The sequence below is a fragment of the Nonomuraea sp. NPDC049637 genome (assembly GCF_040675235.1).
Lineage (GTDB): Bacteria > Actinomycetota > Actinomycetes > Streptosporangiales > Streptosporangiaceae > Nonomuraea.
The window spans coordinates 1-16,158 of the sequence record NZ_JBFAOM010000054.1 but is presented as its reverse complement, the minus strand read 5'-3'; the positions used below and the strand labels follow the sequence as shown (position 1 = coordinate 16,158).

Genomic DNA, 16,158 nt, shown 5'->3' with positions numbered 1-16,158 from the left:
AAGCGGCGCCGGAGCAGGACGGGCGGAGGTCCCGTCGAGCGAGGCAGGACGGGCAGAGGTCCCGTCAGGGGGTGTGGGGGTGGGGCGGGCAGGGGGCATGGGGGGCTCCTAGTCGGTGAGCGTCGAGGGGTCGGCGGCGGGGGCCGGGAGGCCGAGGGCGGCGACCCGGGCCAGGTACTCGGCGGTCAGCGGCGCGCCCCAGCGGGTCCAGAAGCCCGACAGGTCGGCCCCCGCGATCCGCGAGGTGTAGATCGCGAGGTAGCCCCACCGCTTGGCGGACTCGGTGTAGTCCGAGGCCGGACGTTCCGCGCGGACCAGCCGGTGCAGGCGCGGGTGGAAGTCCTCGCCGAAGGCCAGTTCGAGCTGCCGGAACGGCACGAGCTTCTCGTAGGCCCCCAGCTTCCTGAAGTCGGCCGCGGGCAGCTTGGCCAGCGCGCTCTGGTACGGCGTGAGCCCCGTCCTGGCGTCCGGCTTGGTGAGGTTGGACGGCTGCGCCAGCGTGCGCTGCGCGGCCAGCGCGTAGACGTTGACCGTCACCTCGGTCAGGTCCTCCGGCTTGTAGGCCATCTGCTGGTGCTGGTGCCCGAGCTCGTGGTAGACGCCCCAGCCCCGGGTGCGCAGCCCGTCCACGGCGATGAGCCGGTCGAGGTAGGTGCGGGGGTAGGCGGTCCAGCCGTGGGTGGCGTACGCGCCCGCGCCCGTGGGCATGCGCGGGGCCTCGACGAGGTGGAAGGGCAGCGGGGAACGTTCGGCGGCGGACAGGCCGGAGATCGCGGCGTGCGAGGCGATGATCGTCTCCAGGAGCCGGAGCAGTTCCCCGTGGTCCTGGTCGCGCCAGGCGAGCAGGCCGTCGCGGCTGATCGTGACGATGGCGTGCGGGGAGACCAGCTCGGCCTGCGGGGCGGCGGTCAGCGTGTCGAGCTGGGCCTGGAACCCGGCCTCGGTGCTCTCCCCCAGCGTGAACGTCGGCACGCGCACCCCGCCCGACAGGAACTTGACCCTGGCGCGCTGCCCGTCGCCGGTCAGCGCCAGGTAGACGAGCCCGCCGCCGGGGTCGGTCACGGTGGTGACGCCCTCGGTGAGCGGGTAGGCGCGCGGGTTCTTGTACGCGACGTCGGCGTGGGTGTCGGGCGCGCCGACGTACAGGGTGGGCAGCACCCCGTCGGGGGCGGTCACCTCGACGGCCATCGGGGTGCCGGCGGGCAGGTGGACGCGGGTGGGGTGGAACTCGGTGGTCCTGAGCGCCTGCTGGAGCCGGAGGCGTTCGCTCTCGGCCGCGGGCCTGGCCCTGAGCGTCACGGTGTGCCGCGCCTCCTGGCCGGTCGTGCGGGCCAGGGCCGGGCGGGAGCCGAGCAGGGCCGCGCCCGTCACCGCGCCGGCCGCGCCGAGGGAGGCGCCGAGGAAGGTTCTGCGTGTGAGGGGGGTCATGGCAGGGATTGTGTAAGCGCTTACTATGCTGGTCAAGGGCTTACTACATCTTTCTACGGCTTTCTATCCCTGCTCCACGCGGCAATCCGGAGCCATGATCAGTAAGCGCTTCCTACGACAGTGGCGCGACCGAGGCCCTGACCACGATGCTCGTGCCGACCTTGGCCATCGTCTGCACGGGCGAGAGGTAGTCGTCGTCGTCCCCGACGTCGAGGCCGAGGCGGACGGCCTGGCGGCCCAGCTCCTCCAGCGGGATGCGCACGGTCGTCAGCTGCGGCCGCAGCTCCTGCGCGATCGGCACGTCGTCGTAGCCCACCACCGAGACCGCCTCCGGCACCGGCACGCCCGCAAGCTCCAGCCCCTGCATCGCGCCCGCCGCGACCGTGTCGTTGGCGCAGAACAGCGCCGTGAAGTCGAGCTTGTCGGCCAGCAGCGCGCGGATCCGGTCATAGCCGAACCTGCGGTTGAGCTGCCCGAGGTGGATCAGGCCCTTGTCGTAGGGCAGGCCGCGGAAGGCGAGCGCGCGGCGGTGCCCGGCGAGCCGCGCGACGGTCGTGGACAGGCTCGGCGGCCCGCCCAGGAAGACGATCTTCCGGTGCCCCTGCGTGATGAGGTGGTCGGTGATCGCGAAGGCGCCGCCCTCGTTGTCGTACTCGACGACCCGGGTCGGCACGTCGTCGCCGAGCGACGGCCGGCCGCACAGCACCAGCGTGGAGCCGCTGGCGTGCAGCGCGCGGGCCCGGCGGGCGACCTGGGCGGCGTAGGCGCGGTCCTCGTAGGCGCCGCCGACCAGGATGACGGCGTCGGCCCGCTGCTCGTGCAGCAGGTCGATGAGCGCGAGCTCCTTCTCGTGGCTGCCGTGGGTGCAGCAGACCATGCACAGGCGGCCGTGCCTGGTGGCCTCGCGCTCGACGCCCCGGGCGATGTAGGCGTAGAAGGGGTCGATCACGTCGTTGATGATGATCCCGACGGTCCTGTTGGTGGCTCCGGCCAGGGCACGGGCGTGGGCGTTGGCGACGTAGCCCAGCTCGGCGATGGCCCGCTCGACCCGCTGGCGCGTGACGGCCGAGACCGGGTAGTTGCCGTTGATCACCCGGGACACGGTCGCGCTGGAGACGCCCGCGTGCTTCGCCACGTCGGCCATCGTCGCCAGGCTCGGCTCGGTCACCGGCACCTCCTCGCTGTCGATCATGCCATTCGGTCGAGCTCGCCGCGATCGATCTCGTGCAGCAGCGGCAGCCCGGCGGCGTAACGGGCGATCTCCCCGAGCGTCGACTCGGCCAGCCTGCCGAGCTCGTTGCCCTGCGCGCCCGCCAGATGGGGGGTCACGAACGCGTTGGGCAGGTCGAACAGCGGATGGCCGGGCGGGAGCGGCTCGGGGTCGCTGACGTCAAGTATCGCGTCGAGCCGGCCGCTGCGTACCTCCTTGACCAGCGCGTCCGTGTCGACCAGGCCGCCGCGGGCGGTGTTGACGACGACGGCGCCGTCGCGGAGCATCGACAGCCGCCTGGCGTCGAGCATGCGGCGGGTCTCGCGGGTCTCGGGGGCGTGCAGGCTGACCACGTGCGACCGCCTGACCAGGGTGTCGAGGTCGACGGCCGTGCCGCCGAGCTCGGCGATCCCGGCGGGGTCGGCGTACGGGTCGTAGACCAGCACGTCCGCGTCGAGGCCGCCGAGCAGTTCCATGACGCGCCGGCCGATCCTGGACAGCCCGACCAGGCCGACCGTGATGCCGCGGGCGCCGAGCCAGGGCAGGCCGGAGAAGTCGCGCCGGGTGCCGCGCTCGCGGTAGCGGCGGGCCAGGGTGAAGGCCCGCTTGGCGCCGAAGACGATGGCGGCGAAGGTGAACTCGGCGACGGGCACCGCGTTGGCGTCGGCCGCGCTGCAGACCCGGACGCCGCGTTCGAGGACGGCCGGGTCGAGGAAGGTCTTGACCGTGCCGGCCGCGTGCGCGACGAGACGCAGGCCGGGGGCGTGTTCGAGCAGCCCGGCGTCGATCTTCGGGCAGCCCCAGCCGGTCACCAGGACCTCCGCCGCGGCCAGCGCGCGCAGGGCGTCCGGCGATCCGACCTCGTGCAGCACCTGGTCGTGGAGCTCGGTCAGCTCGCCGAGGCGGCGCAGGGCCGGGGGCCCGAACACCTCCTCGCGCACCCCGGGCGCCATCGCCAGCACGGCGCGCGGTCTCGGCCGGGTGTGCGGAGGTCTCACCGGCGCCTCTTGTCTGCCCACGTCCATCTCCCGATAGTAAGCGCGTTCTACGCACTGCTGCGGCACGCTAGGGCGTCACCTGCGTAAAGGTCAAGAAGCCCGGCTCAGAAAGGGACGACTTCCGGCCAGGGTCTTGACGAAGCATGAAAGCGCTTACTAGCTTCCTCGCCAACCGGAAGGACCCAGCGCATGACCGCTACCCTCGACGCCCCCCGTGCCGGGACAGCGTCGTCGTCCGGCGAGAGGCCGCGCAGGCTCTCGCTGTGGCGGCGCCTCCGGCGCGACCGGGTGATGCTCCTGCTGACGCTGCCCGGGCTGATCTATTTCCTGGTCTTCCACTACGGGCCGCTGTTCGGCTACGTGGTCGCGTTCAAGGACTACCAGCCCTACATCGGCTTCATCGACAGCGCCTGGGTGGGGCTGCGGAACTTCGCCGCCGTCTTCGGCGACCCCGGCGTCTGGAACGCCCTCGGCAACACCCTGAAGATCACCCTCACCCAGCTCGTGCTCTTCTTCCCCGCGCCGATCGCCCTCGCCCTGCTGCTCAACAGCGTGGTCAGCGACAGGGTGCGCAGGTTCGTGCAGAGCGTGGTCTACCTGCCGCACTTCATCGGCTGGGTGATCATCGTCTCGGTGTTCCAGCAGATCCTCGGCGGCGCGGGCGCGCTGCCGAACTTCCTGCAGAGCGCCGGCCTGCCGCGCTACGACATGATGACCGACCCCGACGTCTTCCCGCTGCTGGTGACGTTGCAGGTGATCTGGAAGGACGCCGGCTGGGCGACGATCATCTTCCTCGCCGCCCTGCTCGCCATCAACCAGGACCTGTACGAGGCCGCCGCCATGGACGGCGCGGGCCGCTGGCGCCGCCTGTGGCACGTCACGCTGCCCGGCATCACGCCGATCATCGTCCTGCTGCTGATACTCAACCTCGGCAGCATCCTGTCCGTCGGCTTCGAGCAGATCCTGCTCCAGCGCGACAACGTCGGCCCCGAGGCGGGCGAGGTGCTGGACACGTTCGTCTACTTCAACGGCGTCAAGGACGGCCAGTGGGGGCCCGCGGCCGCGGTCGGCCTGGTCAAGACCGTCGTCGGCACCGCGATGGTGCTCGGCGCGAACAAGGTGGCCCACCTGTTCGGCCACGAGGGGGTGTACCGCGGTGGCGACAAGTAGCCGGCCGGCCTGGATGGAGCGGCCCTCCACGCCCGGCCTGATCCTCAAGAGCGCGATCCTCACGACGGTCGTCCTGCTGGTGGCCTACCCCTTCGTCGGCGTCATCGGCACCAGCCTGTCGGCCGAGTCCGACATCGCGCGGGCGGGCGGGTTCGTGCTGGTCCCGTCCGCGCCGAGCCTGGCGGCGTACTCGACGATCTTCAGCGGCGGGGTGGTGACGCGGGCGCTGCTGGTCAGCGTGCTGGTGACGGCCGCCGGCACGCTCGCCAGCATGCTCGCCACCATCGGCATGGCGTACGGGCTGAGCCGCCGCGAGGTGACCGGCTCGCGCTGGATCCTGATGGTGGCCCTGCTGACCATGCTCTTCAACCCGGGCCTGATCGCCAACTTCCTGCTGGTCAAGCAGGTCGGCCTGATCGACTCGTTCGGCGCGCTGATCCTGCCGAGCCTGGTGAGCGCGTTCAACCTGGTCGTGCTGCGCTCGTTCTTCATGGGGCTGCCGCGCGAGCTGCTGGAGAGCGCCCGCATCGACGGCGCGGGCGACTTCGGCATCCTGGTCAGGATCGTGCTGCCGCTGTCGAAGGCGGTGCTCGCGGTGATCTCGCTGTTCTACGCCGTCGGCTACTGGAACGCCTTCTTCAACGCCCTGCTCTACCTCGACGACTCCGACAAGTTCCCGCTCCCGCTGATCCTGCGCACGTTCGTCCTGCAGGGCCGTTCGATGGAGACCGTGACGGCCGCCGAGGCGCCGGCGCCCGTGCAGGCGGTCCAGATGGCCGTGCTCGTGGTGGCGATCGTGCCGATCCTGCTCGTCTACCCCTTCCTGCAGCGCTACTTCACCAAGGGCGTGCTCACCGGCGCCGTCAAAGGCTGACCCCCCAACCCCCCAAGGAAGATCCCATGAGAGAAAGCGTCTCGCGCCGAGGATTCCTGCGGCTCGGCGCCGCCACGGCGGCGGGTGTCGTCGCCTCCTCCGCCCTGGCGGCCTGCGGCGGCGGGTCCGCCGCGCCCGCCGCCAAGGCCCAGGGGCTGACCATCAAGCTGCCGACGTACACGCCGCTCGCCGGCACGCTCACCCCCGACCTGCCGGGCAGCCCCACGGGCGTTCCCGAGGGCTACTTCACCTATCCGGACAAGCTGTTCAGGGCCGTCGCCAAGCCGCCCATGTCGGGCGGGACCGTGAAGATCGCGGTGCAGACGTTCCTGCCGCCGCCGCCCGGCCGCGCGCAGAACCCGGCGTGGCAGGAGGTGGAGAAGCGGCTCGGCGGGACGGCCGACGTGCAGGCGGTCTCCTCCGACGACTGGCCGACGAAGTTCAACACGATGGTCGCGGGCGGCACGTTGCCCGACATGTTCACCTACATCCAGTCGCAGGGGGTGAACAACCTGCCCGCGTTCGCGGCCAGCCAGTGCACCGACCTGACGGCGCTGCTCGGCGGGGACGCCGTCAAGCAGTACCCGAACCTGGCGGCGATCCCGCAGGTGTTCTGGAAGCAGGGCATCGTCGGCGGCAAGCTGTACGGCATCCCCATCCCGCGCAACATGGTCGGCGGCCTCGGCTTCTACCGGGCCGACATGTTCGCGAAGGCGGGCGTCACCGACCTGTCGCAGATCTCCGACATGGACCGCCTGTTCGAGCTGCTCAAGGAGGTGACCAGGCCCAAGGACAACCAGTGGGGCGTGCTCACCATGGTCGGCGGCGTGTACGGCCTGTCGATCTTCTCGCAGCTGTTCGGCGCCCCCAACGCCTGGCGGCTGGAGAACGGCAAGCTGGTCCACGCCATCGAGACCGAGGAGTACAGGGCGGCCGTCGAGTACGTCCGCAGGCTCCGCGAGGCGGGCGCCGTCTACCCCGGCTCGGAGGGCTTCGACGGCCTCAAGCGCAAGAACGAGTTCAACTCCGGCCACGCCGCGATGGTCTACGACGGCCTGCCCGCCTACCTCGGGCCCACCGGCTACCTGCAGACGTCCAAGAAGATCGACCCGGCGGCCGATCCGCGGCCGCTCACGCCGGTCGGCCCGAAGGCCAAGGCGTTCCTCAACAACATCGTCGTCTCGATCACCATGCTGAAGAAGAGCGACGAGCAGCGGGCCAAGGAGCTGCTGCGGGTGGCCGACTTCTTCGCCTCGCCGTTCGGCAGCGAGGAGTACACGCTGCTCAACTACGGCCTGGAGGGCACCGACCACACGCGCGACGCCAAGGGCGCGCCGGTGCTGACCGAGCAGGGCGGGCGGGACACCGCCGTGCCGTGGAAGTTCGTCGCCGCGCCGACGCAGGCGCTGTTCGACTCCTCCTCGAAGGAGGCCGTGAAGATCATGCACGACGCGATCGGCAAGATGATCGCCGTGGGCGTGGAGGACCCGACGGTCGGGTTGTACTCCCCCGCCAACGAGAACAAGTACGAGTCGCTGTACACCATGCGCACCGACCGCGTGACCTCCATCGTGGCCGGGCGGGCGCCGCTGAGCGACCTGGACAAGCTGGTCAAGGACTGGCGGGCGCAGGGCGGCGACCAGGCGCGCGCCGAGTTCGAGGAAGCGATCGAGCAGTCTCCGAAGGCGGGCTGACCATGAAGCGGACCGTCCTCGCCCTCGTCGCGGCCGCGCTGCTCGGCACCGCCGCCGCCGTACCCCCGTCGCCGGGCTCGCCCGGCCTCGGCGACCCGCTCTTCCCGACGCTCGGCAACGGCGGCTACGACGTGCGCCACTACGACGTCTCCTTCGACTTCACCCCGGTCACCTACGACTTCTCCGGCGTCGTACGGTTCACCGCGAAGGCCACCCAGGCCCTGTCGTCCTTCAACCTCGACACCGACGGGCACGTGATCGACGCCGTCACGGTCGACGGCCGGCCCGCCGCCTGGGCGCTGTCCGCCGGGCAGAGCGGCCAGGAGCTGACCGTCACGCCCGCCGAGCCGCTGCGCGAGCACGTCCCGTTCGAGGCCGAGGTGCGCTTCCACGGCAACGGCAAGGCGCCGCGCGCGGGCCTGACCGGCTGGCGCTTCGGCCCCGACGGCGGGTTCGCCGCCGCCGCGCAGTCCAGCAGGGCCGACACGTTCTTCCCGGTCAACGACCACCCGTCGGACAAGGCCACCTGGACCTTCCGCGTCACCGCCCCCGAGGGGTACGTCGCCACCGCCAACGGCGTCCTGACCGGCCGCGACGGCGGCACCTGGACGTTCGAGGAGCGCGAGCCGATGGCCTCGGAGCTGATCGGCCTCGCCGTGGTCAAGGGCACGTACGTGTACGGCACCGGCCCGCACGCGCTGCCGCTGCGGCACGTCGTCCCGCAGGGCCAGGAGGCCAGGTACGCGCCGATCGCCGCCGAGACCGGCGCCCAGATCGCCTGGGCGGAGGCCAGGTTCGGCCGGTTCCCGTTCTCCACGTACGGGGTGCACATCTACCCGGGGTACACCGACGCGCTGGAGAACCAGACGCTGTCGCTGTTCGGCACCGGGTGGTTCGACCGGCCCGCGTACTCCAACACGATGGTGCACGAGCTCGTCCACCAGTGGTTCGGCGACTCGGTGACCCCGGCCACCTGGCAGGACGCCTGGCTGAACGAGGGCCCGGCCGTCTACTACGCGGCCGTGTGGGCGCAGGAGCACGGCGGCCAGCCGCTGGCCGACAGGATGCGCGGCGTGTACGCCAAGCTCGACGAGGTGCGCGCCAAGGACGGCCCGCCCGGCAGGCCGAAGGGCCTGGGCGGCTACAACATCTACGACGGCGGCGCCCTCGTCCTGTACGCCCTGCGCACCGAGGTCGGCGAGGAGACGTTCGACCGGATCATGCGCCGGTGGGTGCAGCGCAACAAGGACGGCAACGCCTCCACCGAGGACTTCATCGCCCACGCCGCCGCCACCGCCCACCGTCCCGCCCTGGACGGATTCCTGCGCGCCTGGCTCTACGGACCTCAGAACCCCCCGCTGGAGGGAATGTGAACGCCGCGATCGCCCTCGCCCTGGCCCTCTCCCTGACCCCCGCGACGCCCTCCGCGACCGGCCCGGCCCCGAAGGTCTTCCACGTCGCCCCGGACGGCCGGTCCGCGGCCTGCAACCAGGTCAACCCGTGCTCCCTGGAGACCGCGCGGGACAAGGTCCGCGCGGCCCTGGCCGGCGGCATGGACCGCGACGTCGAGGTCCGCCTGGCCGGCGGCGTCTACCGGATGGCCGCGCCGCTCGTCCTGGACCGGCGCGACTCCGGCCCCGAGGGGCACACGGTGACCTGGACCGCCGCCCCCGGCGCCCGTCCGGTGCTGTCCGGCGGCGTGCCGATCACCGGCTGGCGGCAGGAGGGACGCCTTCAGGTCGCGCCCGTTCCCGAGGGCCTCTCGCCGCGGCAGCTCTTCGTCGGCGGCGTACGCGCGATCCGCGCCCGCGGCGGGTCGTGCCCGGCCTCGACCTGCGACGCGACCAAGACGGGCATGACCGGCGCGGTGAAGAGCGGGGTCGCGGGCTGGGCCCACCCGGCGAACGCCGAGGCGGTCATCAAGGTCAGGTGGCGGAACTACCGCTGCCGCATCGACCGCGTGGACGGCGACGTGATCACCTTCGTCCAGCCGTGCTGGACGAACTCCGCGAGCGGCACCGGCCGCACCGGGCCCGCGTGGGACTCGACGACGGTCGACTCCTCCCGGTACTCCAAGGTGTCCTTCTTCGAGAACGCCGCCGAGCTGCTCGACGAGCCGGGCGAGTTCGTCTTCGACCGGACCGCCCGTACCGTCTCCTACCTGCCCCGGCCGGGCGAGCGGCTGGACGACGTGATCGCGCCCGCCACCGAGACGCTGCTGCGCCTGGAGGGCGCGAGCCGGGTCAGGATCGCCGGGCTGGGCTTCGAGCACGCCGCCTACCTGCAGCCGGACACCGACGAGGGGTACGCGGGCACGCAGGGCGGCCTCACCCTGACCGGCGCGACCGGCCCCGAGGACCACGCCGGCCGCTTCTACACCAAGCCGGCCGCGGCACTCGTCGTGCGCGGCGGCCGGGACGTGACCGTCGACGCAGCCGCGTTCGCGCACCTCGGCGGCGCCGGCGTGATCCTGGAGGGCGGCGCCAAGGACTCGGCGGTCACCGGCTCGACGTTCACCGACCTGTCGTCGGGCGCGGTCTACGTCGGCGACACCGAGCCCAACCCTCCGGCCGAGCTGCGCGGCGAGCGCAACACGGTGGCCCGCAACACCATCACCCGGACCGGCCGCGAGTTCACCGACGCGGTGGGCGTCTGGGCGGGCTACGAGTCCGGGTTGCGCGTGGACCACAACACGCTGGAGAAGCTGCCGTACTCGGGCGTGTCGGTCGGGTGGGGCTGGAACCAGCCGGTGGCCCAGAACCCGGACATGCGCGACAACCGGATCACCGGCAACAGGATCGTGGACGCCATGATGGTCGCCGAGGACCAGCACGACGGCGGCGCGATCTACACCCAGGGCCCGCAGCCCGGCACGGTGATCTCCGGCAACTACCTCAACCGGTCGGCGTACGGCAACACCGAGCGCGACGGCAACGGCGTCTACCTCGACGAGCAGAGCTCCCACATCACGGTCGAGGGCAACGTGATCACCCGCGTCGGCTACAAGTGGATCTCCAACTGGGCCGGGTACGGCATCGACAACCTCGCCACCGGCAACTGGACCGACACCACCGCGCCGGAGCTGTCCGGCCGCGGCTCGCGGCAGGCGGACAACCACACCGCCCTGGAACGGCTGCCCGACGCGGCGCTCGCCGTCGCCGCGGCGGCGGGCGCGCGCCCCGGCCCGGTCGAGCAGCTCGAACCCGACCTGGCCAGGACGGGCGCCGCGACCCAGTCCGCCACCGAGGGCGCCGCGGCGGCCGCGAACGCTCTCGACGGCTCCACGGTGACCGACACCAGGACGACGTCCGCGCCCGGCTCCTGGTGGCAGGTCGACCTGGGCGGCCAGCACCGGATCGGCACCGTGGAGATCTGGAACGACGCGTCCATGACCACGGCCGACGCCGAACTGCTGGTCTCGGCCACCCCCGACTTCGCGCAGGCCACGCGGGTGCCGCTGCCGGGCCGGGCGCTGCGCCCGTCCGTGGTCGCGGTGGACGCCGAGGGCCGGTACGTGCGGATCCAGCGGACCGGCACCGGCAGGATCGGCCTGTCGGCCGTGATGGTGCACCCATGAGCTGGTTCACGCAGGCCCGGTTCGGCCTGTTCGTCCACTGGGGCATCTACGCGGCGGCCGCCCGCCACGAGTGGGTGCAGTCCTACGAGAAGATGGACGACGAGCGCTACCGCCGCTACTTCGACCACTTCGACCCCGACCTCTACGACCCGGCCGCCTGGGCCGACGAGGCCGTCAACGCCGGGATGAAGTACCTGGTCGTCACGAGCAAGCACCACGACGGCTTCTGCCTGTGGGACTCCGCGCTGACCGATTTCAAGGCCCGGCGCGACCTGCTCGCCCCCATGCTCGACGCCTTCAGGGAGCGCGGCCTGCGCACCGGCCTGTACTACTCCCTGCTCGACTGGCACCACCCCGACTTCCCCAACGACCTCTACCACCCCCGCCGGGAGGAGGACCTCGGCGAACGCGACATCACGAAATACGCCGACTACCTGCACGGCCAGGTCCGCGAGCTGCTGACCCGCTACGGCCGCATCGACACGATGTGGTTCGACTTCTCCTACGCCGGGCGCGGGTTCGGCGCCAAGGGCCCCGACGAGTGGCGTTCGGCCGAGCTGGAGCGGATGGTCCGCGAGCTGCAGCCGGGCATCCTCGTCAACAACCGGCTCGGGCTCGGCGGCTGCGACTTCACCACGCCCGAGCAGGTCATGCCGCCCGGCGGCGTGCCCGGCCACCGGCCGTGGGAGGCGTGCCAGACGCTCAACGGCAGCTGGGGCTACCACCGCGACAACCAGGACTGGAAGCCGGTCGAACTGCTGGTCAAGATGCTGGTCGACACCGTGTCCAAGGGCGGCAACATGCTGCTGAACGTCGGCCCGAACGCCCGGGGCGAGTTCGAGCCGCGGGCCCTGGAACGGCTGCGCGGGATCGGCGCATGGATGCGCCTGCACGCCCGCTCCATCCACGGGGCGGGGCCCGCGGAGTTCGAGGCCCCGCCCGACTGCCGCTACACCCGGCGCGGCGACCGGCTCTACCTGCACCTGCTGTCGTGGCCGATGCAGCACGTGCACCTGCCCGGCCTCGGCGGCCGGGTGGCCTACGCCCAGTTCCTGCACGACGCCTCGGAGGTGCCGTTCGTCGAGATCGACCCGAAGGAGCCGTTCCACCACTACCTGCGCGGCCTGCCGGAGGACACCCTGACCCTGCGGCTGCCGATCACCCGCCCCGACGTGACGATCCCGGTCGTCGAGCTGTTCCTGCGGCCCGGGTGACATGCGTCCACGGGCGCGTGCGGCAGGAGCCGGGCGACGACGCCTGGCCGGGACGCTGTCACGAGGATCGGGAGAACATGGCCAGGGCCTGGGAGCGCTGCGCGACGAGCTCGTCGTAGGTGCCGTCGCGCTCGGCCCAGCGGTGCATGAGGACCCGCTCGACCAGGATCTCGTCAGGGGTCGGGTCCTGGGAGAGCAACCGCGTGACCTCCTCGGCGAAGTCGTCGAGCGGCAGTGCGTGCGGGTTCACCTTCTCCTGGCCCGCCGTGGCGACGGCCGGGGGGACGAGTTCGACGACGCCGACGCCGGTGCCGTCGAGCTGCGCCCGAAGCGCCTCGGAGTAGGCGTGCACCGCGGCCTTCGAGGCGGCGTAGGTGGGCATGGGCGGGAACGGCAGGAAGGCGATCCCGGAGGTGACGGTGACGAACGTGCCGGCGCCGCGCCGCACCAGGTGCGGGGTGAAGGCGTCGATGACCCGGATGGTGCCGAGCAGGTTGGTGTCGATCGTCGTCCGCGCGGCGTCGAAGTGGGCGGGGTCGCGCAGATCTTCCAGGAGCATGACGCCCGACATGGTCACCACGGTGTCCAGCTCGGGGTAGCGGGCGAGTACGGCGTCGCGGGCGCGTGCGACGGAGGCGTCGTCGGTGACGTCGACGGCGAACGCACCCAGACCTTCGCCGGCGAGTTCCTGGAGCGACTCGGCGCTGCGGCCTCCGACGGCCACGGTGCTGCCCGCCGCGGCGAACCGCCGGGCCAGCTCCCGCCCGATGCCCGAGGTTCCGCCCACGATGAGAACGGTGCGGTTGGAGAGGTCCACGAGGTCTTCCCTTCGGTGGGGTGCGCCGCGGCGTTCGGGCCTGCGGCGCCTTCGATGACGGACGGCGTCACCGGGCGCGGCGGTGACGTCTCGAGTGTGGACGTCCTCCTGCGGGCCTGGCAGCGCCCCCGTCTTCCCTGGTCCTGACAGGACCCCCTCTGGGACGCACGCACCGCATTACGGTGTCGGTATGAAGGGCGATAAATCCGATAATCGGCTCGGCAGCTACCTTCGCGCACGCCGTGAGCTGGTGACCCCGGAGCAGGCCGGCCTCCCGTCCGGGGGCAACCGCCGCGTCCCCGGACTGCGCCGGGAGGAGGTCGCCCTGCTCGCCGGGATCAGCGCCGACTACTACCTGCGCCTGGAGCGGGGCCGCGACAAGAACCCCTCGCCCCAGGTCCTCGAATCGCTCGCGCGCGTCCTGCGACTCGACGACGTCGAGCGTGCGTATCTGCTCGGCCTCGCCGCGCCCCGCCCCAGAACGCGCCGCCGCAGGCGACCCGAGCACGTGCCGGCACGGGTGCACGAGCTCCTCGCCCATCTCCAGATCCCGGCGTTCGTCGAAGGACGCGCCTTCGACGTCCTGGCCTCCAACCCGATGGCCGTCGCGCTCTCCCCGCGGTTGAGGCCCGGCCAGAACCGGCTGCGCTCCTTCTTCCTCGACCCCGAGGAGCAGGCCTTCCACCGGGACTGGGAGAAAGCCGCCGCCGGCTTCGTCGCGACCCTGCGCACCAGCGTCGGAGACGACACCGACGATCCCCGGTTCATCGACCTCGTCGGAGAACTCGCACTGTCCAGTCAGACGTTCCGCACCCTGTGGGCCCGGCACGACGTCCGCGCCCTCGACGGAGGGACCGCCGTCGTCGACCACCCCGTCGTCGGTGAACTACGGCTGCACCGCGACAAACTCCCCGTGGACGACGTCATCCTCGTCCTCTACTACCCCGACAAGGACAGCGACAGCGACGAGAGACTGAGGCTCCTCGCCGCCCTGTCGCACACCGCCCACCGGGAGCACCCGGAGCACGCGGAGGCAGTCCGCCCCGGTCGGCTCCATGATGACCCGTGACGCACCTGACAGACCTGGCAGGCGCTGATCGACCTGGCTCAGGTCGTTCATGCGGGGAGGGCGTCTCCGGGGAAGCCGTGGCACGGGTGCACCTCGTAGCGCATCATCCCGGCCTGCACGCAGGGGTCCCCGGCCATGATCTCCGAGGCCTCCTCGGCCGGCACGGTCATGATCGCGACGCCGGCCATGGTGTCGGAGGCGACCGGGCACAGGATCGCGATCACCCCCTCGGCGCGCAGGGACACCATGCGTCGCTGGTGTTCGAGTTCGATGGCGTCCGCGCCGTCCCTGGTGCGGTCCGGCCCCCAGTGCAGGAGCGCCAGGCTGTACGGCTTCGCGGTCGCGGCCAGAGCCTGGATCTGTTCGTCGGTCACGGTCGTGCTCATGCTGTCCCCTTACTTCTCGATGCGTTCGGCCAGCGAGACGCAGATGCCTTCGGGCCCGCGGACGTAGGCCATCCGCCACCCGCCCTCGTATTCGCCGACGCCTCCCACCAGCCCGTAGCCCTCGGCTGCGGCGTGGTCCACCGCGGCTTGCAGGTCGTGCACCTCGAAGGCGACGTTGCGCAGGCCCAGCTCGTTGGCGGGCGCGGCGGGCGAACCCGGGAGGTGGTCCGGGCGCGTGAAGCTGGAGAGCTCCAGTGTCGTGCCTCCGCCGGGCGGTCGCAGCATGACGATCTCGGTGCGGGCGCCGGTCATGCCGATCACCGTGTCCAGGAAGTCGCCTTCGACGGCCATCTTCGGATCGGCCTCCAGACCGAGGCTGACGAAGAACGCCGTCACGGCGTCGAGGTCGGCGACGGTGATGCCGACGTGGTCGAAACGCCTGATGAATGTCATCGGATGCCTTTCAGGGTTTCTTCAAGAGACGCATGAGCAAGGTAGCACTCTAGGTTCCGTAAGGGAACCCCACTTGCTGGGGACCGGCCTCGGCTTGAGACCCGATGCGTTGCCCGGCCCTGATCTTCCCGGCTTCCCGGCCTCCCTTGCAGGTGCTCAACCGCGCGGACCTCGCGAACGGCGAGGAGGCGCTGGAGCGTTTCGTCCGCGGCGGCTCGCCCGGTCCCGACGGGTCAAGGGGTGGAGTGGTGGGGGAAGAGGGCGGCGGCGACGTGCTGGGTGTCGGTGTACTCGATCACCGAGGTGATCTTGCCGTGGTGAACGGTGCAGACGGCGATGCAGCGGTTGTCGTAGACGGTGTCGTGGACGGTGGTGGCCTTGGAGGTCCATTCGGCGACCACGTGCTCACCCTCGGCGATCGTGCTGACCAGCTCGATCTGCAGGGTTCCCGGGACCAGGATCCTTCCCATGCCGCCCAGGAAGTCGTTGACGATCGCGTCGCGCCCCCGCCACACCTTCGAGATCGGCAGGTCGCCGGGATAGTGCCAGGTCGCGTCGTCGGCGAAGCTGTCGTGGACGACGTCCGCATCGCCATCCCGGACGGCTTCGACGTAGCGGATGACGACGGCTCGGGGGTCGGTGACGGCGTTCATGATCTGCGCTCCTACGGTCGGGGGTCTCGTGGTGGGCAAGGGGGGCGTTCAGGGGCGCGCAAGTGGCGGATGACGGCTGGCTCGGGCCCGTCGAAGAAGGCGAGGAAGGCCGGCGGCGACGGTGTCGCGCAGCACTGCGAGCGCCGTCAACCGGCACGGCGACGCACTCCGCGCAGCCCCCCGCCATCGCGTGACCGACGACCCGCTCGATGCAGGCCGGGCCGCTGGGATCGGCTCGGGGACGTCGGCGAGCGCGACCGGTTCTGCCGGATCGCCTGCGGGAACGGGCACCTTCATCCCTCTGCCTCCCCGGTGGTTTTTGCGACCAGTTCACCGGAGGGGGCAGTGACGAGGCCAACAACGCGCCCGCCCGGCCGACAACGCCTGGTTGTCGCCTATGGTCGTAGGCGTGGATCTCGACCTGACCTTGGTCCGCGCGTTCGTCGTGACCGCCGGGACACTGCACTTCGGGCGCGCCGCCGAGCGGCTGGGGACCAGCCAGCAGGCGGTGTCCAAGCGCATCGCGCGGCTGGAGGCAGTGCTGGCGGTACGGCTGTTCGAACGCGAGGGCGGCATCCGGCTGACCGAGGCGGGCGAGCGGTTCCTGCCGGCCGC

At 71.5% G+C, this 16,158-nt stretch carries 15 protein-coding genes; 8 read left to right on the top strand and 7 right to left on the bottom strand.

What is annotated here, in order from left to right:
• Positions 1-108: 108 nt before the first annotated feature.
• From AB0J71_RS42935 to AB0J71_RS42925, 3 genes are all read right to left on the bottom strand, one after another.
• Positions 109-1,428 carry a M60 family metallopeptidase gene (locus AB0J71_RS42935; protein ID WP_364419894.1) on the bottom strand — a complete coding sequence of 440 codons (1,320 nt, stop codon included), beginning with the start codon at positions 1,426-1,428 and terminating at the stop codon, positions 109-111.
• Between the two features lie 112 nt (positions 1,429-1,540).
• Positions 1,541-2,620 (bottom strand): LacI family DNA-binding transcriptional regulator, encoded by a 1,080-nt coding sequence (locus tag AB0J71_RS42930; RefSeq protein ID WP_352323976.1) that lies wholly within the window; start codon positions 2,618-2,620, stop codon positions 1,541-1,543.
• Complete coding sequence (locus AB0J71_RS42925; protein WP_364419892.1) at positions 2,617-3,657, bottom strand: hydroxyacid dehydrogenase; 1,041 nt, start codon at positions 3,655-3,657, stop codon at positions 2,617-2,619. Before AB0J71_RS42925 ends, AB0J71_RS42930 begins: the two co-directional genes overlap by 4 nt.
• A gap of 168 nt (positions 3,658-3,825) precedes the next feature.
• Here AB0J71_RS42925 and AB0J71_RS42920 point away from each other — a divergent pair, with 168 nt between their 5' ends.
• From AB0J71_RS42920 to AB0J71_RS42895, 6 genes are read left to right on the top strand one after another with little or no spacing between them, the layout of a single operon-like run.
• Positions 3,826-4,806 (top strand): ABC transporter permease subunit, encoded by a 981-nt coding sequence (locus tag AB0J71_RS42920; RefSeq protein ID WP_364419890.1) that lies wholly within the window; start codon positions 3,826-3,828, stop codon positions 4,804-4,806.
• A complete protein-coding gene (locus AB0J71_RS42915; RefSeq protein ID WP_364419888.1) occupies positions 4,793-5,680 on the top strand; it encodes a carbohydrate ABC transporter permease in 888 nt (295 codons plus the stop codon). Before AB0J71_RS42920 ends, AB0J71_RS42915 begins: the two co-directional genes overlap by 14 nt.
• 26 nt (positions 5,681-5,706) lie before the next feature.
• Positions 5,707-7,374, top strand: a complete 1,668-nt coding sequence (locus AB0J71_RS42910; protein WP_364419886.1) for an extracellular solute-binding protein — start codon at positions 5,707-5,709, stop codon at positions 7,372-7,374.
• Between the two features lie 2 nt (positions 7,375-7,376).
• Positions 7,377-8,747, top strand: a complete 1,371-nt coding sequence (locus tag AB0J71_RS42905) for a M1 family metallopeptidase (RefSeq protein ID WP_352323981.1) — start codon at positions 7,377-7,379, stop codon at positions 8,745-8,747.
• Complete coding sequence (locus AB0J71_RS42900; RefSeq protein ID WP_364419883.1) at positions 8,744-10,951, top strand: right-handed parallel beta-helix repeat-containing protein; 2,208 nt, start codon at positions 8,744-8,746, stop codon at positions 10,949-10,951. Before AB0J71_RS42905 ends, AB0J71_RS42900 begins: the two co-directional genes overlap by 4 nt.
• Positions 10,948-12,165, top strand: a complete 1,218-nt coding sequence (locus tag AB0J71_RS42895) for an alpha-L-fucosidase (RefSeq protein WP_364419881.1) — start codon at positions 10,948-10,950, stop codon at positions 12,163-12,165. Before AB0J71_RS42900 ends, AB0J71_RS42895 begins: the two co-directional genes overlap by 4 nt.
• 58 nt (positions 12,166-12,223) lie before the next feature.
• On the opposite strand, the gene AB0J71_RS42890 is transcribed toward AB0J71_RS42895, so the two are convergent.
• Complete coding sequence (locus tag AB0J71_RS42890) at positions 12,224-12,982, bottom strand: SDR family NAD(P)-dependent oxidoreductase (RefSeq protein WP_364419879.1); 759 nt, start codon at positions 12,980-12,982, stop codon at positions 12,224-12,226.
• A gap of 190 nt (positions 12,983-13,172) precedes the next feature.
• Between AB0J71_RS42890 and AB0J71_RS42885 the strand changes: the two genes are divergently transcribed.
• Entirely contained in the window at positions 13,173-14,051 is an 879-nt protein-coding gene (locus AB0J71_RS42885) for a helix-turn-helix transcriptional regulator (protein ID WP_352323986.1), read from the top strand.
• A gap of 47 nt (positions 14,052-14,098) precedes the next feature.
• On the opposite strand, the gene AB0J71_RS42880 is transcribed toward AB0J71_RS42885, so the two are convergent.
• The 3 genes from AB0J71_RS42880 to AB0J71_RS42870 all read right to left on the bottom strand — a co-directional run bounded on the left by AB0J71_RS42880 (position 14,099) and on the right by AB0J71_RS42870 (position 15,543).
• Positions 14,099-14,437, bottom strand: coding sequence for a hypothetical protein (locus AB0J71_RS42880; RefSeq protein ID WP_352323987.1), 339 nt, complete (start codon positions 14,435-14,437; stop codon positions 14,099-14,101).
• A gap of 9 nt (positions 14,438-14,446) precedes the next feature.
• Positions 14,447-14,890, bottom strand: coding sequence for a VOC family protein (locus tag AB0J71_RS42875; RefSeq protein WP_352323988.1), 444 nt, complete (start codon positions 14,888-14,890; stop codon positions 14,447-14,449).
• 233 nt (positions 14,891-15,123) lie between these two features.
• Complete coding sequence (locus AB0J71_RS42870) at positions 15,124-15,543, bottom strand: nuclear transport factor 2 family protein (protein WP_364419877.1); 420 nt, start codon at positions 15,541-15,543, stop codon at positions 15,124-15,126.
• Positions 15,544-15,952: 409 nt separating this feature from the next.
• Between AB0J71_RS42870 and AB0J71_RS42865 the strand changes: the two genes are divergently transcribed.
• Positions 15,953-16,158 (top strand): LysR family transcriptional regulator (locus AB0J71_RS42865; RefSeq protein ID WP_364419875.1); only part of this gene is annotated, 206 nt, incomplete at its 3' end.